At 67.7% G+C, this 18,337-nt stretch carries 17 protein-coding genes; 9 read left to right on the forward strand and 8 right to left on the reverse strand.

Features of this window, described 5'->3' with window-relative positions:
- Positions 1–70: 70 nt before the first annotated feature.
- From PGN16_RS07660 to PGN16_RS07670, 3 genes are read right to left on the reverse strand one after another with little or no spacing between them, the layout of a single operon-like run.
- Positions 71–619 (reverse strand): RES family NAD+ phosphorylase, encoded by a 549-nt coding sequence (locus PGN16_RS07660; protein ID WP_335308827.1) that lies wholly within the window; start codon positions 617–619, stop codon positions 71–73.
- Between the two features lie 11 nt (positions 620–630).
- Positions 631–1,230, reverse strand: coding sequence for a hypothetical protein (locus tag PGN16_RS07665; protein WP_335308828.1), 600 nt, complete (start codon positions 1,228–1,230; stop codon positions 631–633).
- Positions 1,231–1,282: 52 nt separating this feature from the next.
- Positions 1,283–1,552, reverse strand: a complete 270-nt coding sequence (locus PGN16_RS07670; RefSeq protein ID WP_335308829.1) for a WGR domain-containing protein — start codon at positions 1,550–1,552, stop codon at positions 1,283–1,285.
- 189 nt (positions 1,553–1,741) lie between these two features.
- Between PGN16_RS07670 and PGN16_RS07675 the strand changes: the two genes are divergently transcribed.
- The 5 genes from PGN16_RS07675 to PGN16_RS07695 all read left to right on the forward strand — a co-directional run bounded on the left by PGN16_RS07675 (position 1,742) and on the right by PGN16_RS07695 (position 7,704).
- Positions 1,742–1,981, forward strand: a complete 240-nt coding sequence (locus PGN16_RS07675; RefSeq protein ID WP_335308830.1) for a helix-turn-helix transcriptional regulator — start codon at positions 1,742–1,744, stop codon at positions 1,979–1,981.
- A complete protein-coding gene (locus PGN16_RS07680; protein WP_335308831.1) occupies positions 1,978–2,484 on the forward strand; it encodes a hypothetical protein in 507 nt (168 codons plus the stop codon). The genes PGN16_RS07675 and PGN16_RS07680 overlap by 4 nt, the downstream gene beginning before the upstream one ends.
- Positions 2,485–2,654: 170 nt before the next feature.
- Positions 2,655–5,480 carry a TonB-dependent receptor gene (locus tag PGN16_RS07685; protein WP_335308832.1) on the forward strand — a complete coding sequence of 942 codons (2,826 nt, stop codon included), beginning with the start codon at positions 2,655–2,657 and terminating at the stop codon, positions 5,478–5,480.
- Positions 5,477–6,496, forward strand: a complete 1,020-nt coding sequence (locus PGN16_RS07690; RefSeq protein WP_335308833.1) for a phytase — start codon at positions 5,477–5,479, stop codon at positions 6,494–6,496. Before PGN16_RS07685 ends, PGN16_RS07690 begins: the two co-directional genes overlap by 4 nt.
- 44 nt (positions 6,497–6,540) lie before the next feature.
- The gene (locus tag PGN16_RS07695) at positions 6,541–7,704 is read left to right on the forward strand and encodes a hypothetical protein (protein WP_335308834.1); all 1,164 of its coding nucleotides are present in this window, start codon (positions 6,541–6,543) and stop codon (positions 7,702–7,704) included.
- A gap of 167 nt (positions 7,705–7,871) precedes the next feature.
- On the opposite strand, the gene PGN16_RS07700 is transcribed toward PGN16_RS07695, so the two are convergent.
- Together PGN16_RS07700 and PGN16_RS07705 are read right to left on the reverse strand one after the other, a co-directional pair.
- The gene (locus PGN16_RS07700; RefSeq protein WP_335308835.1) at positions 7,872–10,595 is read right to left on the reverse strand and encodes a Calx-beta domain-containing protein; all 2,724 of its coding nucleotides are present in this window, start codon (positions 10,593–10,595) and stop codon (positions 7,872–7,874) included.
- A gap of 15 nt (positions 10,596–10,610) precedes the next feature.
- On the reverse strand, positions 10,611–10,739 hold the full coding sequence (locus tag PGN16_RS07705; protein ID WP_335308836.1) for a hypothetical protein: 129 nt from the start codon (positions 10,737–10,739) through the stop codon (positions 10,611–10,613).
- Positions 10,740–10,763: 24 nt separating this feature from the next.
- On the opposite strand from PGN16_RS07705, the gene PGN16_RS07710 reads away from it, so the two are divergent.
- The gene (locus PGN16_RS07710; protein WP_335308837.1) at positions 10,764–11,423 is read left to right on the forward strand and encodes a PEPxxWA-CTERM sorting domain-containing protein; all 660 of its coding nucleotides are present in this window, start codon (positions 10,764–10,766) and stop codon (positions 11,421–11,423) included.
- A gap of 24 nt (positions 11,424–11,447) precedes the next feature.
- Here PGN16_RS07710 and PGN16_RS07715 read toward each other — a convergent pair whose 3' ends face one another.
- The 3 genes from PGN16_RS07715 to parA all read right to left on the reverse strand — a co-directional run bounded on the left by PGN16_RS07715 (position 11,448) and on the right by parA (position 13,639).
- Complete coding sequence (locus tag PGN16_RS07715; RefSeq protein WP_335308838.1) at positions 11,448–12,452, reverse strand: amidohydrolase family protein; 1,005 nt, start codon at positions 12,450–12,452, stop codon at positions 11,448–11,450.
- A 216-nt stretch (positions 12,453–12,668) separates the two neighbouring features.
- Positions 12,669–12,986, reverse strand: coding sequence for a ribbon-helix-helix domain-containing protein (locus PGN16_RS07720; RefSeq protein WP_335308839.1), 318 nt, complete (start codon positions 12,984–12,986; stop codon positions 12,669–12,671).
- Entirely contained in the window at positions 12,983–13,639 is a 657-nt protein-coding gene (parA, locus tag PGN16_RS07725; protein WP_335308840.1) for a ParA family partition ATPase, read from the reverse strand. Before parA ends, PGN16_RS07720 begins: the two co-directional genes overlap by 4 nt.
- A 164-nt stretch (positions 13,640–13,803) precedes the next feature.
- On the opposite strand from parA, the gene PGN16_RS07730 reads away from it, so the two are divergent.
- From PGN16_RS07730 to PGN16_RS07740, 3 genes are all read left to right on the forward strand, one after another.
- Positions 13,804–15,084, forward strand: a complete 1,281-nt coding sequence (locus PGN16_RS07730; protein WP_335308841.1) for an O-antigen ligase family protein — start codon at positions 13,804–13,806, stop codon at positions 15,082–15,084.
- Positions 15,085–15,282: 198 nt separating this feature from the next.
- Positions 15,283–17,373: a LamG-like jellyroll fold domain-containing protein gene (locus tag PGN16_RS07735; RefSeq protein ID WP_335308842.1), complete on the forward strand. Its 2,091-nt coding sequence runs from the start codon at positions 15,283–15,285 to the stop codon at positions 17,371–17,373.
- Positions 17,374–17,526: 153 nt separating this feature from the next.
- A complete protein-coding gene (locus tag PGN16_RS07740) occupies positions 17,527–18,318 on the forward strand; it encodes a PEPxxWA-CTERM sorting domain-containing protein (RefSeq protein WP_335308843.1) in 792 nt (263 codons plus the stop codon).
- The last annotated feature ends 19 nt before the right edge of the window (positions 18,319–18,337 follow it).

Genomic DNA, 18,337 nt, shown 5'->3' on the forward strand with positions numbered 1-18,337 from the left:
CGGGATCCCGGATCAAGTCCGGGATGACGAAAGACGGCGGCTGCGCGGTGAATGTCGATTGGCCTAGCGCTCACGGATCGACGTACGCCTTCCCGAACCGCCCGGCGAGCGCGTGCGCCTCCTCGGGCATCAGCGCTTCGGTCGTCGCGACCTCCACCGCGTCGCGCGCGCGGTCGAACAGCGCGACGCAGCGCAGGTCGTTGAAGCGCGACGTATAGAGGATCCCGTCCGCGCCGCTCCGCGCGTGGATCTCAGCGCCGATCGCCTGCGTGCGGCGATAGTCGCTGCCGTGCAGCTCGGTGAACGACAGCCCGTGCGCCGACACGCCCGCATCGACCAGTGGGTACAGCCGCAACGCCCGCCGCGCGACCAGCTCGCTGCGCGCGCGCACGGCGACGTCGCTCGACAGCACGTCGGTGACCATCGGCACGCGCACCAATGTCTCGCCGAACGCGGTCTCCAGATCGAGCGCGAGGTACAGCAGCTTATACCCGCCCGCCGGGTCGTCGTAGCGTTGCAGCGGCGTCGCACCCGCCGGGCCGAAGAACAACGGCGACAGCGTCTTGCGATGGATGCGGTGGAACACCGCGCCCTCGCGCATCCGGCGCAGCCGCAGCATCGTCGCGCGCGTCAGCCCGCCCAGCCCGCCGCCAGCGCCGCGAGCCGCGCGCGCGTCTCCGCATCCGCGCCGCCCGCCAGCAGCGCGAACACCGACGCGGGCGCCTCCCCGAACCCGTCGAGCGGCGCGGCGAGCAATTGCAACTGCCCCCACGGGTTCATGTCGCCGAACGCATCGAGGATCGGCTTGAGCCCGGCGAGCGCCGCGCCGTCGCGGAACTGCGCCGCCGGGTAGCGGATCTCATTGCCATACGGCACGCCGAGGATCTGCCGCCGTTGCCGCTGCTTGTCGATCGCGGCCGGGGTGACGCCGAGCAGCCCGGCGACCTCGGCGCGGTCGTACATCCCCCCGACGTGCGCGGCCAGCTCGGCGCGGAACCCGGCGGTGCGCGCGCGTGCGGCGCGTTCGGCGGCGAGCCGTTCGGGGGGCGGCGGGGCGAGGTCGCGCGGCGCGATCGCCAGCGCCTCGCGCGGGTCCTGCGCGCCGACGATCGCGGCCAGCGTCTCCTCGCTGGCGCTGTCGAGCGCGCGCGCCACCGCGTCGGTCAACGCCTGCATCGCGCGACGGCGCAGCGTGTCGGGGGCGGCGAGCGGGCGGGCGAGCGCGGTCATGAGGTTGTCCTTCCTGTCCGCGATATAGCGCAAGCGGACGGATTGGACAAGATCAGGCCGATACATACCCCGTCCCCAGCCGCCGCGGCGCGCCCGCCCGGCGACGGAGCAACCCCCGGACATAGCGCAACGCTTCCTCCTCGCCGGCGAAGCTGCGCACCAGCGTGCGCCCCGGCGCGCCGATCCGGCCCCAGGCGGTTTCGACGGTGACACGCCCGAACAGGTCGCGCGCCGCGTGCAGCCGCCAGCGGCGATGCACCCCACGCGCCGGGTTGCGCGCGACCAGTTCGATCGGGGCATAGGGAAGCGTATCGGGCGTCATCGCGGCCTCCTGCGGTGCACGTCGGAAGGTAGCGCGACGACACAAGGCTGTCCGACGGATTTCCTGACTCACCGGCGGCGCGGTGAGTCACGCGCTCGATCAACGGCCGGAGCGCACCCATGCCTTATTGACTGAACACGCGATATGTTGTCTATTCACAACGAATCATCATGAAGCGCGTATAGGATCATGTACAACAGGATCGCCGTCTTCCGTGCCGAACATGGGTTGTCGCGTCGGCAACTCGCGGAGGCGGTGGACGTCAACCCGCAGACGATCGGATATCTCGAGCGCGGCGATTACAAGCCGAGCCTTGAGCTGGCCCTCAAGGTCGCCGCGGTGTTCGACGTGCCTGTCGAGCTGATCTTTTCGCTCACCCCGTTTGAAGCGATCGCAAACAGCCTGCGGCGGATAGGAGTGGAGCAATGAGCGACCGGCAGCACCGGTTTTTCGTCTGGCTGGATCGGTCGGTTCTGTGGACAGGCGTGCCCGCCATGGCAGCGGGAACGCAGCGCAGGCGGCAGCTGCGTTGGCCACCGCTGCTGGCGCTCTTTCTCGCCAGCGCGGGCCTCGTCTGGTGCGTCTTGTATCCGAACCGCAGCTACTGGCTTGGCTACGCCCTGATCATGTTCGGCTTCTTCATCGCCAACCTGATGCCGATCTGGGGTCCTTTGCGCCGGTTCAACGAACGTGCTGACGAATTCGAGCGCCAACAGCGGCGCGACTCCCTTCTGGCCGGCCTCGCCGCCGTGGCCACGGCGGGGTTCGTGGGCGTGTGGCTCACCATCGGGATGCTCGCGCTGCACCGATGGTCGGCTGTCGTTGCACAACAAGAGCTGACTGCGCTCGCCTTCTACATGATGGCGCTGTTCAGCGCAGTGCCGACACTGCACGCCAGCTGGCGCACGCGGCCGTTCGACGACGAGGATTGACGCTGCCACCGAACGACGCCCCGCCCCCGCTGTGCCCCAACCGCCACAGCCCCGCCACTGTCACACCCGCGTAACCGAACCTCCGCGGTTCCGTCACGCAATCCCGCCATGCGCACCCCCATCACCGGCCGGCGGCCAACGCCGGCACCACAGCGCTCAGGGGGAGCCACATGCTCGTCACTCATTCCGGCGTCCGCGCGATCGCGGGCGTCTCGCTCATCGCCCTCGCCGTCGCCGCGCAGCCCGCCGCGGCGGCCGATCCCGCCCCCGACGCCGCGCCCGCCGGCACCGTCGCCGCGGTCGCGGGGCCGAGCGTGTCGGGGCACGTCTATGACGCGACCGGCGCGGCGCTGCCCGGCGCGCGGATCGTCGTCGAGGGCACCGGCGCGCAGGCGACCACCGATCTGCAGGGCGGGTTCACGATCGCCACGCCCGATGCGACCAGCGCGGTGACGCTGCTGATCGACTATCTCGGCCGCCCGCAAGCGACGCAGGGCGTCACCGCCGCGGAACGCATCAGCGATGTCGAAATCACGCTCCCCGCAGCCGGCGCGAACAGCGGCGACATCGTCGTGCGCGGCGCGTCGCTGTTCGACAATACCGCGCGCGCGCTCAACCAGCAGCGTACCGCCAACAACACGATCACCGTCATCTCGGCGGACGCGATCGGGCGCTTCCCCGATCCCAACATCGCCGAGGCGCTGCAACGCGCGCCCGGCGTCGGGATCGAGCGCGATCAGGGCGAGGGCCGCTACATCAACGTGCGCGGCGCGCCGAGCGAATGGTCGGCGATCTCGGTCGACGGCATCCAGATCCCGTCGGTCGACCCGACGACGCGCGCGGTCGATCTCGATACCTTGCCGTCGGACATCGTCGCCAATCTCGAGGTCACCAAGTCGCTGCTCCCCTATCAGGACGCGGATTCGATCGCGGGCGCGGTCAACATCACCACGCGCTCGGCGTTCGATCGCAAGGGCTTCGCGCTGACGGGCATGGCGGGCGCGAGCTACAACCAGCTCGGCAAGGGCAGCGATTACCGGGCCTCGGGGTCGGTCGGCGACCGCTTCGGCGCCGATCGCCAGTTCGGCCTGCTGCTGTCGGGCAGCTATTCGCGCACCGATCGCCAGCCCGACAATGTCGAGAACGCCTGGACCCCGACCAGCGCCGGGCTGCGCGTCACCGAAACCCTGTTCAAGGATTACGTGACCAAGCGCGAGCGGATCGCGGGCACCGCGGCGCTGGAATGGCGGCCGAGCGATGCGACGCGCACCTGGGTGCGCGGCACCTATGCGCGCTTCGAGGACAATGAATATCGCGACCGGATCGGCATCACCTGGAACGCCGATCAGGCCGCGCCGGCCGCCGGATCGACCGATACCGCCGCGACCTGGACGCGGACGCGGATCGAAAAGGCGCTGCGCCACCGCACGCAGGTCAACGAGATCAAGACCGTCACCGGCGGCGTCGAGCAGCAATTGGGCGACGGACAGGTGCGCGCCGATGTCGCGTATAGCGAGACGTCGCAGACCTATCCGCGCCGCGACGAGCTGGTGTTCCGCTCGACGCTGCGCCCCACCCTGTCCTACGATTTCGGGCGCGACACCGATCTGCCGAGCTATTCGCTGTTCACCTCGAACGAGCATCTCCAGCTCGATCGCTACGGGTTCCGCGAGAACAGCTATCGCAGCAACACGACGAAGAACGACGAGTTCACCGCGCAGATCCGCATGGACATTCCGCAGCCGCTGGGCAGCGGCACCGCGACGCTGTCGACCGGCGGCAAGTTCCGCGCGCGCACCATCCGCGCCGACGAAGAACGGCTGCGCGACCAGCGCACGACCGCCGCGCCGACGCAGACGCTCGCCGGGTTGCTGTCGGACGAGGATTCGCGCAACTTCGACTATGCGCTGGGCGACCGCTTCAACACCGGACTGGTCGACAGCTATTTCGACGCGACGAAGAGCGCGGCGCAGCGCCGCCTGCCGCAATCGGTTAGCGCCGATTACCGCGCGACCGAAAAGCTGCTCGGGCTGTTCGGGATGGGCACCTTCGAATTCGGCGCGACGACGCTGATCGCTGGCTTGCGCGTCGAGGCGACCGCGTTCCGCAGCGAGGCGCCGACCGTCTCGACCACGGGCGTGATCGGCAACGCGCGCGGCGACACCAGCTATACCGATTTCTTCCCGAACCTGACGCTGCGCCAGGCGTTCACGCCGAACCTGATCGGGCGCGTCGCGCTGACCCGCGCGATCAACCGCCCCAACTTCCCGCAGATCGCGCCGCGCGTGCTGGAGACGACCGAGGGCACGACGGTGCGCGTAGAATTCGGCAATCCGAATTTGCGCCCGACACTGTCGAACAATGTCGACGCCGGTGTGGAATATTACATCCGTCCGCTCGGGGTGATCGCGGTCAACGGGTTCTACAAGGATCTGAGCGACTATCGCTATAACGTCACCGGCTTCGGCACCTATAACGGCATCGCGGGCGCGGTGCTCAGCCGCCCGGTCAACGCGCAAGCGGGCAAGCTCTACGGCGTCGAGGTCAACTGGCAGCAGCATCTGTCGTTCCTGCCCGGCGTGCTGGGCGGGTTCGGGGTGTTCGCGAACTATACCTACACCGCCGGTGACGCGCGCTTCGACACCACGTTCGGCGGGCGCACGCGCTTCCGCCTGCCCGGCCAGTCGACGCATATGTGGAACGCCAGCCTGTTCTACGAACGCGGGCCCGTGAACCTGCGCGTCGCCTATACCAAGCGCAGCGATTACCTCGACGAGATCAACGCCGATCTGCCGGCGCTCGACCTCTATTGGGAAGGCCGCGGGCAGCTCGACGCGACCGGCAGCGTGCAGCTGACCAAGGAGATCAACCTGTTCGTCGAGGGCAAGAACCTCACCAATTCGGCGGGCGTGCGCTATTACGGCGAACGTCAGCGCGTGTATGAATATGAGAAGTTCGGTTACACGATCTTCGGCGGCGTGCGGGTGAAGCTGTGAGGCGCGCGCTGCCGTTCGCGCTGGTGCTGTCGGCGTGCGCGACGGCGACCCCGGTTCCGGAAGTCGCGCCGACCGTCGCCGCGACCGCCGAAACCGATCCGGTCGACACCGCCGCCGATGCCGCCGACGATCCGGCGATCTGGCGCAACCCGCGCGACCCGGCGAAAAGCCTCGTGATCGGCACCGACAAACAGGCCGGCATCCACGTCTACGATCTGAAGGGCAAGCGGCGGTCGTTCACCCCCTTCGCACGGCTCAACAACGTCGACCTGCGCGATCTCGGCACGCGCGTGATCGTCGCGGCGAGCGACCGGGCCGATGAGGCGCAGGGCCATGTCGCGCTGTTCACGCTCGATACCGCGCGCGCCACCTTGCTGCCGCTCGGCCGCTATCCGTCGGGCGCGGGCGAGGCGTACGGCATGTGCCTGTGGCAGCGTGCGCGCGACAAGGCGCTGTTCGGCTTCGTGGTGATGAAGGACGGCCGCATCGATCAGGTCGCGATCGACCTCGCCGGCAGCGCGCCGCGCGTCACCACCGTCCGCTCGATGAAGCTCGGAACGCAGGCCGAGGGTTGCGTCGCCGACGATCGCACCGGCTTGTTGTACGTCGCGGAGGAAGACGTCGGCCTCTGGCGCTTCGCCGCCGATCCCGCCGCGCCGGTCACCGGCACGAAGGTCGCGGCGGTCGACGGCAAGACGCTCGTCGCGGATGCCGAGGGGCTCGCGCTCGCGCCGCGAGGACGGAGCGGCGGATTCCTTGTCGTTTCCAGTCAGGGCGACAGCAAATACACGCTCTACCGGCTACCGGACGTCACCTTCGCGGGGTATTTTCGGGTCGGCGGTGGCACCATCGACGCCACCAGTGAGACCGACGGCGTCGAACTGGCGCTCGGCGATTTCGGCCCGGACTATCCCGGCGGGCTGTTCGTCGCGCAGGACGGCGACAATGCGCCGGATACCCAGAACTTCAAATACGTAAGCTGGGCGGCGGTGCTGAAGGCGCTGAAACTGCGGTAAACCGCGCTTGACATGGGGTGGGCGGCGGGTGAGCCTCCTGCCCCATGACCGGTCCGCTGCTGCTCCTGCTGGCGCAAGTCGCCGCTTCCCCCTCCACCCCCGCGGAACCGAAGGACGTCATCGTCGTCGGCCACCGCGCGGAAAAGGAACTCGCGGCGTGCCTCGCGCGAAATTGTCCACCCGCGCAAGAGGTTGAGGCATCGTTGCAGGCCTCGGTCGAACAGTTCGCCGATGGCCGCTACGGCGACGCCCGCAAGACGCTGCAAAACGCGATCAGCCGCAACAAGCGCCACGCCGCCGAACTGCCGGGGCCGGTATCGAGCCTGTACGCAACGCTCGCGACGGTCGCCGAACATCAGGGTGACAAAGACCTGTGGCGCACGGCGTCGCGCAACAACCTGCTGACATTGCGCGGCCAATTGGGCGAGAGCAATGCCGCGACGCTGACCGAACAGCTGCATTTCGCCGACGATATGGTCGGGCTGGGCCAGCCGATCGCGGCCGACGGCATCTACGGCAAGGTCCAGCGGCTCGCCGGCGAGAACGGCCGCTCCGACCTCGCGGCGGGCGCGGCGTTCCGTCGCGCATGGCTGGCGCTGGCGCAACAACGTGACCGCGACGCGCAGCGCTACGCCGACCAGGCGGTCACACTCGCCGGACCGGGCGATGCGATGATGCCGCAATTGCGCGAGATCGTGCGGACGCGCATCGCGGTGCGCAAGGGCGACGATGCCGCGGTCGATGCGCTGGCGGCGCGGCTGCGGGAAAGCGCGGGCGCGGAACCGGTGCTGATCTACGCCCCGCCGATCGCCGACGTGAATGCGCCCCCCAGCGAAAAGCCGCAGCGCGACGACGCGATCCGCTTCGCCGATATCGGCTACTGGATCCGCGCCGACGGTCATGTCGACGATGTCGAGATGCTGCGCACCAACGGGCTGGGGCAATGGAAGCCGGGCATCGTGCGTCACGTCACCGCGCGCCGCTATGCCCCGCTGCGGCTCCCGGACGGGCAGCCGGGGCTGTACCGGATCGACCGCTTCACGGTGCGCGCGACCGTCGACACGCCGACCGGCACGCGCCTCCGGCAACGCATGGGCAATCTGTCGGTGCACGTCATCGACCTGACCGGCACCGAGGCGATGAGCGCAGCGAGACGCACCGCGGAAGCGACGCAGCGGGCGACGCCGGCACAAACGATGCAGCCGTAGCGGGTGCGGCGTGCGGCGGTAACACGTCGCGTGAAGCATCACCCTCGCCGCTTTCGTCATTGCGAGCGAAGCGAAGCAATCCAGGGCCGGATCAGGACGCCCTGGATTGCTTCGCTCCGCTCGCAGTGACGGAGAAAATTGGCGTCACCCGATCCGGGAAGCCCGCCTCACGCGATGTGGAGCAATTCCATCCCGACGTAGCGCGCATGGGTGCCCGTCATCCAGCCGGCGCTGACGTCGTCGCTCCATGCGTCGGTGGTGAGCACCGCCGGTGCCGCCTCACGGCCGAGCTTGAGCAACGCGAGCTGCGGATCATGGTCGGTCGGACGATCGCCGCCGAATTCGGCATTGAGATGCACCGCGTCGAACGATGCGCCGTCCAGCAGCCCGCCGGTCACCAGCATGTTGTCGAGCGCCTGCGCATTGCCCTGGAACATGTAGCTGTAGCGCTCTTCTGCGGGCAGCAAGGTGTTGAGATTGGTGAACTTGCCGCCCTGCGCCGGATCGGTGAGCTGGGTCTGCGCCTGTTCGAAATAGAAGCCGTTCCAGTCGCCCATGATCGCGACGTTGAGTGACGGATCGACGGCGAGCTTGTCGTTGACCCATGCCTTCACCCCCGCCGCCTGCGCGGTGCGCGCGGCGTCGCCGGCATCGAACGCGGGCTGGTTGGCGCCCCACAACGGCTCGCTGCCGCCGCGCGAGGTGAAGTGGACGTTGATCGTCGTCAGCTGCTCGCCGTGGAAATCCCACGTCGCCACCAACGGCTTGCGGCTATTGGCATACGCATCGCCGGTGATCAGCGTCGCGCTGCCGTCGACATAGCCGACGCGGTCGATGTTGTAGAGATAGCCGTTGCGGATGTTGCCGCCCGGCTCGCCGCCGGTCGATCCGGCAACGGTCGGCGCGATCTCGACATAAGCGTAGCGCCCGCCGTTGATCGCCGCGATCGCATCGATCAACCCCTGCGCGGTCTTCTGGCCCGACAGATCGCTGCCGGTGCCCGCGCCGTCGGCGTCCTGGATCTCCTGCAACGCCACGATGTCGGGGGCGCGCAGATTGTAGACGATGTTGCTCGCCAGCACGTCGAACTTGCCGTCGCTGGTGTCGAGATTCTCGACATTATAGGTCGCGATCGAGAGGTGCGTCGCATCGCCCTTGAGCGCCGACACTTCCTGCGCGAGCGTCACGTCCTTCGTCACCGATACCGCTTCGGTGACGATCACTTCGTAGGTGGCGTTGGCGTAGTTGACGATCCCGGTGACGCTCGAGAGCTGGTCGCCGATGCTGTAGTGCGGGTCGAAACCGTCGAACACCGCGCGATCGGCCTGCAACTGGATCTTCTCGGGGTTATAGTCGCCGGGCGCGATCGTGATCCCGCCGCGCGCGTTCAGGCCGGTCGCGCCCGCCCCGCCCGAGACGACGACATCGGTTTCGCGCCATTGGTCCGCGGTGGTGTTCGACACGACATGCGGCGCGTCGAGCGTGACGCGCATCCCCTCCAGCGCTTCCCAGAAGGCGATGCCATCAGCGATCTTTTCGGTCGGGATCGTCAGACCGCCCGCCCCGATCAGCACCGCGTCGGGCAATGCGTCGCCGAAGCTGTCGACGGTGATCGCGGTCGGGTTAAGCTGCGTCACGGTCAGCCCGCCGGTGCCGGCGCGATATTCGCTGACGCGGCCCTCGATCGTCAGCGTGTCGCCGACGAACACGTCCTGCGGCGCATGGTTGGTATAGACGAAGATCGCGTCCGAGGTGCGCGCGTCGCCGTCGCCATAATCCTGGATGTAGAAGCCGTTGCTGTCGATCGCGGTGACGACGCCGGTGGTGAGGACATTCTGACCTTCGAACGCCGACTTCAGCCCCGTCCCCTGGATCGCGCCGATCGTGCGATAGCCGATGTCGTCGTTGACGATCGTGCCGGTCGCGGTCGCGCGGTCGAGCGTCGCGCCGCCGGTCGCGCCCGACAAGGTGACGGTGAACGTCTCGTTGTTTTCCAGTACGGTATCGCCCGCGACCGGCAAGCGGATCGTCGCGCTGGTCTGGCCGTCGGCGAACTGCACCTTACCCGAAAACACCGTCCCCGCCGCGAAATCACCGGCGCTGGCACCGTCCGCGCCGCCGGGCAGCGTAACGCTCCACCCGGCCTCGACCGCGCCGCTGCTGCCGCCGACCCGCGAGACGGTAAAGGCGATGTCGTGCGTGCCGCCATTGCCTTCGACGGTGCTGGCATCGGCGATCGACAGCGCCCCCGGCTGTGGCGCGCCCGCGCCCTTGCTGGTGACGCGGATGTCGTCGATCCCGATCCATTCGTCGCTGCCGACCGCATTGGTGGTGATGACGCGGACCTGCAAGGTCGCGACGCCATTCGCCGCCTCGGGCAGCGTCACGTCGATCTTGGTTTCCTGCGTCGCGGTGCCGCCGGTGGTCGCATCGGCGATATAGGCGGACGGCAGGTCGACCCACGCCGCGGTGTCGTTCAACCGATATTGAACGGCGACCTGCTGGATCGCATTGTCCGACGTGCCGTCGATATCGCGGACCAAGGCGGTGAAGCGCACGTCGCTGCGCCCGCTCGCGTCGAGATAGAAGGCTAGGTACGGCGCGTCGGCGGTTCCCGAGCCTTGCAGCGCGACGACCGGATTGGCGATCTCGAACTCGGCGACGCCGCCGGTGGTCAGCGCGGTGCTGGTCTGGTTGGCGATCACGTCGACGACGTCGCTGCTGCCGGTGATCGTGCGGGGATCGGTGCCGGTGCGCGTCGTCAGATCGTCGCCACGGAAGCCCATGATGCTGGGGACGCGGCTCCAGTCGTCGTCCTGCGCGATCAGCGACGTGTCGCTCCAGTCCTGGACCAGATCGCCGCTGCCGAGTTTCCAGTACGTCGCGCTCATCCGACACCGTCCCGATTAACCATTTTCGTTGATGATGCCTTTAGCCAGCGTTGATGACGATGCGGTTGCAGCGCCGCGCGGTGGCTGGGGATCGGCGCTGTCGCGCGACTGCAACATCGCCTTGATAGAGGCCGCGGCGTTCACCAAGGTTAACAGGGGTCCAGGATCATGACGCGGTTGATGACGGCGGTGGCGCTGGCCATGGCGACGGTCGCGACGCTGCCCGCGCAGGCGGCGACGGTGGTGCAGGATGCCGGTAGCGCGCGCGGGCTGAGCCTCTCCCAATACGGCCCGGTCGGTCAGTCGTTCACGATGGTCGGGTCGGCGCTGACCTCGTTCGGCTTCCAGTTCCAGACGATCAGCACCACCAACGCCAATGCCGCGCTGACCTTCTCGCTGCTGGATGGCGGCACGCTGGGCGCGACAATGCTCAAGCAGGTGACCGGCACGCCGGTCGCGGGCGCGGCGCGGCAGAATTTCTGGTATGATTTCGATCTCGGCGGCCTGACGCTGACCGAGGGCGCGACCTATACCGCCGTGGTGAGCGCGACGACTGACCGGCTCGGGCTGGTCTATGGCCCGGCCGCGAACGCGACCGCCGATGGCTATGCGGGCGGGCAGCTGCTGACGAGCAAGCCGGCGTTCAACGCGGCGAGCAATTGCACCAAGGGCATTTGCGACGCCAACTTCCGCTTCACGAGCACCGCCGCGACCGGCGGCGCGGTGCCCGAGCCGGCGACATGGGCGATGCTGCTGCTCGGCTTCGGCGCGGTCGGCTATACGCTGCGCCGCGCGCGCGGGGTGAAGGTGGCGCGGCGATTGGTGTGAGGTCGGGGGGAGCGAGCGCTCCCCTCACCCATCGATGCGGAGGAAGCGCGCGGCGTTGTCGTGCAGGATGAGCCGCTTCTGACGCTCGGTCAGGAACGGCGCCTTGCGGATCCGCTCGATCGCGGCACCGATCGCGTCCGGCCACACCATATTGTCCGAACCGAACATGATCCGCCGCTCCATGCCGCCGTCGATCAACCGGCGAAGATACGGATAGAATTGCTGATCCGGATACGCCCAGTCGAGCACCGCAATGTCGACGTAAAGCTGCGGATGAGCGAACATCATCGCGATCATGGCGTCGGCGAACGGCCAGCCGGCATGCGCCGCATAGATGCGCAGCTTGGGATGGCGGGTCAGCACCGCTTCCAGCCGCAGCGGATCGCCCGCCGCCACGCGATAGTCCGGTGTCGCGAAATAGGCGGTGCCGGGCGGTCCCGGGCCCAGATGAAGGCCGACCGGAATGTCGTTCGCCTCGGCAAAGGCGAAATACGGCTCCATGCGAGGATCGTCGGGCGCGATGCCGGCATATTGGACGGTGATCTCGCTGAGCGCCTGCACCTTGCCCTCGGCGCGCAACCGCCGAAGCGTGTCGATCGAGGGGAGCTTGCCGCTGCTCCCGAAACCGACGCTCGGCAGGATGTGGCCATCGCCATGCTGCCGATAATCCTCGACGACCGACGCATTGCCGCCCGCGAGGGCCAGGACATTGTAGCGCTTCAGCTGCGCGATGCCCCGGTCACGCAGCGTGGCGCCGTCGGACGGCGCGGAGAGAATATGCGAACAGCGGGGATGGCCGGTAAACCAATCGAGATAGGCGTCGATCGGCTGGCCCGGATCGCGCGGTGCCCATTCGGGATAGGGGGCGCAGGCCTTGCCGCCCGGCGGCCCTTCATCATCGGGACGATCGGCGTGGAAGTGCATGTCGATCACGTCGAACCGGGCCTGACCCTGCGCCGGCGTCGTCGCCAGCGCGAGAAGGATGATGGCCGCGCTTGCCGTGCCCAAGCGTCTGAGATCAAGGATCATCGCCTGCCCCCCCACAGTGCCGTCATATCATGGCACAATGGTGGGTCGATCGGAAGCGACAGACACCGCGATGGCGCGCTCAGGCGAAGTCGCCGAGGTCCTCGGCTTCCTCGTCGGGCAGGTCGGCGGGCGCGTCGTCGTCGGGAAGATCGTCGGGGTCGGTCATCGTCATGCTCCGGCTGCTCACCCGGTCAACGCCCCTGCCCCGCGCGGCGTTCAATCGCCGATCGGGCTCTCGCCGTGCTTGCGCAGCACGTCGTTGAACGCCTCGGCCATCAGTGCCTGCAAACTGCGGCCCTGCCGGCGCGCGAGCATGTGCATCGCCAGCGACATGTCGGGTGAGAAGAAACCCGCGATCTGCTTGCGGCCCTCGCGGCTGACCGGGCGGGTCGAGGCCGGCGCAGGCTCAGGCGGCGGCGCGGGGGCGGCAACCGGGGCCGGCGCCGGAGTCGCCTTGGCGCGGGGGGCGGGAACGACGGCCGGCGTCGGGTTCGCGGTGCCGCGCAGATTGGCGAAACTGGGCTTGCGGCTCATGCGGCGACCTTCTTGCGGAAACGAGGGGCGGGCATGTCGAGCTGTCGACAGACCCATTTGTACAGATCGCGTACGTCCTGCGCGGCGCGGCCGTTCGGCTCGGCTTCCATGACTGTGCGGCCCTCGGCGCTGGCATGGCGGAAGGCGGCGCGGTCGGGCAGCAGCACCGGACACGCCGGGGTGCCATAGCTTTCGACCAGCTCGCCCGCCTCGGCATAGACGCGCGGCGCGTTGGGGCTGCCGGCGCTAAACACCACGAACGCCGGCTTGCGGAGCAATTGCACCAGCTTGGCGCTGGTCTGGATCGCGGCGAGATCGAACGCGCTCGGGCGGCACGGGATCAGCACCAGATCGGCGACCTCGACCGCGGCGCGCGCCGCGCTGTCGGCGTGCGGCGGCGTATCGATGACGATCACCTTCGCACCCTGCTCGCCGGCCTGCCGAACCTTGGCGGCGAGCCGGGGCGGCGGGCTGTCGATCACCTCGGGCGGGGCGTCCTGCCGCCATGCGGCCCATTGGCTGGCGGTGGCCTGCGGATCGGTATCGATGATGAGCGACACCGCGCCCGCGTCCTGCGCCGCGGCGGCGAGGTGCAGCGCGAGCGTCGTCTTCCCCGCCCCGCCCTTCTGGCTGATGATCGCGATCGTCGGCATGGCGCCATCCCTACATGTCGTGATGTCGACATGGCAACATGAATGCGCGTCGACAGCGAAGATTCCGCGGTTTGGCTGACGGCCCGTTAACTATTCACCAAGCGCTGCCCGCTACAGCCAGCGTGAGGCGGCTCGTGGTCGGGCGGCGATGAGATGGCAGGCGCATGACCCACGCGACGACGATCAACGCGACAATGACCCGCTGGACGCTCTACGATTGGCTGGGTGTAGGGTTGGGCGTGGTGATGCCGGTGCTCGCGGCATTGCTCTATCCGACCTATATTCACCGCGTCGATCCAGGCTGGGCGGAGTGGACGCGGCTGCTGGAGTTGCCGTTCGTGGCCGCCGAACTGGTCGCGATCCAGGTCGCGGTGCGGCGCGGTTATCGCGATGCAGTTTTGTGGCGGGAATTGCCGCGCGACGTGAAGCTGGCATTCGGGCTGCTCGCGATCGGGCTGACGGTCGGCAGCGTGTTCCGTTCGCACCATCCGTTCGATTCGGTACTCATGTCGCTGATCACGCTCGTCCATCTGCGCTTCTGCGCGGCGATCCATTTCTTGGCGCGGATGGAGCCTGTCGCCGATATCCGCGCGCTGTTTCGCTGGCTGACGCTCGGGCTGGTCGTGCTGGCCGTGCTAACGATGTGGCGGTTCCAGCTTCCTCCGCCGGCCGCGAGCGTGCCGGGCGGGGCAATCGAATGGGGCTCGGCGCTGCCCGGGTTCATCAGCGTGCGGCATTTCGGATCATGGACCGGCGCGATCGCCGCCGGCCTGATGTTGGCGTTGCTTTACGGCGATGAGCAGGATCAGCGGGCGCTGTCGCTCGCCTATGTGCTCGCGGCCGGGCTGACCTGCTGGTCGGGAACGCGCGCGGCGGTGCTGGCGCTGGCCGTCGTCGCGCTGATCGCGCTCATCAGCCTACGCCGCTGGCCAGCGCGCGCTCGGCTTGTACAAGTTGCGATGCTGAGCGTGCTCGCGCTGGGACTCGCGCTGTCGTTGCTGCCTGACAATCCTGACTTCTACCTCTACGCCGCCAGCGATGCAAAAAGTGCGAACGCGGTGAGCGGCGGTCGGCTCGCCATATGGCACGCGACGTTCGAGCGCTGGCTAGACTCGCCGCTGTTCGGCTGGGGATCGGGATCGACCTTCTGGGAGGTCTATGTCGACTGGACGCATACCCAGCCGCACAACGTGGTGCTGCAATTCCTGATCTCCTGGGGGGTGATCGGCGCGGCGGGCGGCTTGTGGCTGCTCGCGCGCGCGATCGTCGCGACGCACCGCACCGGGATGGACGACGCGCGACTGCTGCCGCTGACCGGGATGCTCTATTCGCTGCTGTTCATGAGTCTGCTGGAAGGAATGCTCCATTATCCGCGCTTCATCATGATGATCGCGGTCGGGTTCGCGATGTTGTTGGTGGAGCGCGAACGACCGCTAACACATTGAACGAACGCACGGCTGTCGCTGGCTGACGCGGCGTCACGATCCTGTTCGACTGAGCTGCTGTATCAACCCGGGACGGCAACGCGGGCTCGTTCGACATCGTTAATAAATCTATAACCAATCTGGAACCGCAGAGTCACCAAAGAAGATCAATGGCCCCGCAACGCCGGCGGGAGGCCGGTCTTCAGAGGGGTTCCATCGATGACGAACGACGACGATCGCGGCGGGCGCCGCGTCGCCGACCGCCGCGCCGTGCTGCGCAACGCGGTCGGCCTTACGCTGCTGCCGCTGGGTGCCGGCGCGTTGAGCGGGTGCGGTGCCGATCAGGCCGGTAGTGCGAGCGCGGATGCCGGTCGCGTGCTGGTCGCCGACGCCAATGCGGCGCACTTCTCGGGGTTGGCGACGGCCAGTTTCACGATCGCGGTGCTGCCCGATACGCAATTCTACTCGCGCTACGCCACCGCGGCCGAGAACAACCAGTTCCAGCGCAAATATGGCAGCGAGCCGTTCGCCGCGCAGACGCAGTGGATCGTCGACAACGCCACCGTCGCAAATATTCCGTTCGTCATCCACCTCGGCGACGTCGTCGACCAGGTCGGCAAGCCCGACCAGTGGAAGGTCGCCGATGCGGCGATGAAGAAGCTGGAAGACGCGAAGATCCCCTATTCGATCCTCGCCGGCAATCACGACGTGCTGCTCGACTACGATTATCGCGGCGCCTGGGATCAGGCGTCGGGGACCGATGCGCAGCGGGACCTGAAGGCCGAGCCGTATCTGCAATGGTTCCCCGCGAGCCGCGCGGCGCAGCAGACGACGTTCCGCGAACGCGACGGCAGCGGCTTCCACGAATATCACACCTTCACGCAGTTCGGCGTCACCTTCATGGTGCTGTCGCTGTCGTGGCGAATTTCGGACGCCGGAATCGCCTGGGCACGCGACGTGATCCGCCGCAACCCGACGCTGCCGGTGATCCTGTCGAACCACCAATTGCTCAACATCGACGTCGACGCGACCAGCCCGCTCGAGACCGAATATGGCAAGATGCTGTGGGAGAAGCTGATCCGCGACAACGATCAGATCTTCATGACGCTGAACGGCCATCATCACGGCGCGGCGCACCTGACCAAGACCAACGATTTCGGCAATCCGGTCGAGGAGATGGTCGTCGATTACCAGATGGCGTATCAGGGCGGCAACGCGCTGATGCGGCTGTACGAATTTGACTTCACCCGCAACAGGATCGACGTGATGTCCTTCTCGCCGTGGGTGGTGCAGAAGCCGGCGAACACGCTCAACCAGTTCGACCGCGCGGTGCTGACCGAGGCGAACGAGCAATTCTCGATCGCGATCAACTTCAAGAAGCGCTTCGCGGGCTTCACCAAGTGGAAGCCGGTGCTGGCGACCAGCGGCGCGCCGATCCTGCCGGCGGTCACGTCGCGACTGCTCGCCAATTACACCGATCCGGTCGTCGTGCCCCCGGTCCCGCCGCGCGATACGGATGACTATCCCAAACAGGCCGACACCTATGCGCACTGGCGTCCCGCAGGCGTCGCAGGCGCGATCGTGCAGGTCGGCGACGTGCTGCCCGACGCGACCGGACAGTTTCCGATGGCGCGCGTGCCGCTGGTCGCGCCGGCGCAGGTCGAGGACGTGGTGTGGTCCGACGACAAACATTATCTGTCGTCGGCCGCGGGCAGCGTCCGCTTCCGCAACACCGACAAGGTGACGGTGCGCAACAGCAGCTTCTCGACCGAGGTCGGCGCGGCGATCAACAACCGCAGCTTCTGGGACGGCTATACCGTCGAGGCGTTCATCAAGGTCGATCCCGACTGGACGCGCGAGAACCATCGCTGGGGCAATATCCTCGGCCGCGTCGGCAATCGCGGCAACCTGCCCGGGTTCAAGGGCGGCGACAAACAGGCGTCGTCGGTGCTGTTCGCGATCTCGTCGCTGCGCGAGGTGCAGTGGGAAGTCGTCCCCGCCAGCAACGCCAGCTATCCGCAGACCAACTGGTCGGGCGAGATCATGCGCAACACCTGGTATCACGTCGCGATCGTCTGCGATCCCAAGACGCGCGAGACGACCATGTACATCGACGGCGCGCCGGTGCTGCGCAACGTGATCGGCGAGATCGGGATGCGTTCGCAGGGCCTCGACAAGCCGTGGATCCTCGGCGCGTCATGGTGGGACGGGCTGCGCAAGGACGGCTTCTTCGGCTGGATCGGCGAGGTGCGCATCGTGCCGCGTCCGCTGGCTCCCGACCAGTGGCTGACCGCGCGCCGCGCGTCCTAGCGCCGCTCCGTCATCCCGGACGTGATCCGGGATCCCGCTTCTACTTCGGCGCTCGCCAACAAGAAGCGGGGGCCCGGATCAAGTCCGGGCCGACGAAGAAGCGGCAAGTGATTGTCGATCCGACTTCCCCTCTTCGCAACGGACCCAAAACCCATGAAACTCTATCTGATCGCCGCGAGCGCCCTACTCGCGGCCGGCACCGCCGACGCGCAGCAGTTTGACGCGTCGCCCGACATCTTCACCGGCAGCGGCTATGCCGCCAGCTATGTCGGACCGGGCGGCACCGTCCAGCCGTCGAACAAGGCGCTCGGCTCGGTATGGGGCGGCGGCGCGGACACGTTCGACGCGTTCGGCTGGTACAACACCGGCACCGGCGGACTCGCGCTGGCGCGGCAGGTCGAGCTGCTGAGCGGCAACACCTTCCGCTTCTTCGACACGTTCACCAACAATGGCGGCAGCGTCGCCAACGTGACGGTCAACTTCTTCGGCAATCTCGGTTCGGACGGCGACGAACTGATCAGCTACGATCGCGACGGATTGATCGTCTCGTGCCAGGACGATGGCGCGGGCGCGTGCACCGAGGATGCGGTGATCGCGCTCGTCTCGGGCAACAACGGGCTCGGCACGGCCGCGATCACCCCCGACCGCTACAATGCCAGCTACCTGCTGAACGTGCTGCCGGGGCAAAGCGTCAGCCTGCTCAATTATGCGTTCCTCGCGCGCGACTTGAACGGTCCGACCCTCGACGATGTCGTGCTGGCGACCGCGACCGGCAAGGCGCTGCTCGCCGGGCCGCGGCTCGAGGGACTGACGAACGAACAGGTCGCGCGGATCGTCAATTTCGCCGCGCCGGTGCCGGAGCCGAGGACCTGGGCGATGCTGGTGCTCGGCTTCGCGACGATCGGCGTCCTGCTGCGCCGGCGCCGCGGGATGGCGCCTGCGTGAGGGCGGTTGAATTTACCTC

This window comes from Sphingomonas phyllosphaerae, from assembly GCF_036946485.1.
GTDB classification, from domain to species: Bacteria; Pseudomonadota; Alphaproteobacteria; order Sphingomonadales; family Sphingomonadaceae; genus Sphingomonas; species Sphingomonas phyllosphaerae_E.

Coding starts and splice junctions, on each gene's coding strand:
- parA (WP_335308840.1), bottom strand. CDS start 13,639: ATGCCGACGATCGCGATCATCAGCCAGAAGGGCGGGGCGGGGAAGACG.
- PGN16_RS07675 (WP_335308830.1), top strand. CDS start 1,742: ATGTACAACAGGATCGCCGTCTTCCGTGCCGAACATGGGTTGTCGCGT.
- PGN16_RS07700 (WP_335308835.1), bottom strand. CDS start 10,595: ATGAGCGCGACGTACTGGAAACTCGGCAGCGGCGATCTGGTCCAGGAC.
- PGN16_RS07740 (WP_335308843.1), top strand. CDS start 17,527: ATGAAACTCTATCTGATCGCCGCGAGCGCCCTACTCGCGGCCGGCACC.
- PGN16_RS07695 (WP_335308834.1), top strand. CDS start 6,541: ATGACCGGTCCGCTGCTGCTCCTGCTGGCGCAAGTCGCCGCTTCCCCC.
- PGN16_RS07680 (WP_335308831.1), top strand. CDS start 1,978: ATGAGCGACCGGCAGCACCGGTTTTTCGTCTGGCTGGATCGGTCGGTT.
- PGN16_RS07735 (WP_335308842.1), top strand. CDS start 15,283: ATGACGAACGACGACGATCGCGGCGGGCGCCGCGTCGCCGACCGCCGC.
- PGN16_RS07665 (WP_335308828.1), bottom strand. CDS start 1,230: ATGACCGCGCTCGCCCGCCCGCTCGCCGCCCCCGACACGCTGCGCCGT.
- PGN16_RS07715 (WP_335308838.1), bottom strand. CDS start 12,452: ATGATCCTTGATCTCAGACGCTTGGGCACGGCAAGCGCGGCCATCATC.
- PGN16_RS07730 (WP_335308841.1), top strand. CDS start 13,804: ATGACCCACGCGACGACGATCAACGCGACAATGACCCGCTGGACGCTC.
- PGN16_RS07710 (WP_335308837.1), top strand. CDS start 10,764: ATGACGCGGTTGATGACGGCGGTGGCGCTGGCCATGGCGACGGTCGCG.
- PGN16_RS07720 (WP_335308839.1), bottom strand. CDS start 12,986: ATGAGCCGCAAGCCCAGTTTCGCCAATCTGCGCGGCACCGCGAACCCG.
- PGN16_RS07685 (WP_335308832.1), top strand. CDS start 2,655: ATGCTCGTCACTCATTCCGGCGTCCGCGCGATCGCGGGCGTCTCGCTC.
- PGN16_RS07660 (WP_335308827.1), bottom strand. CDS start 619: ATGCTGCGGCTGCGCCGGATGCGCGAGGGCGCGGTGTTCCACCGCATC.
- PGN16_RS07670 (WP_335308829.1), bottom strand. CDS start 1,552: ATGACGCCCGATACGCTTCCCTATGCCCCGATCGAACTGGTCGCGCGC.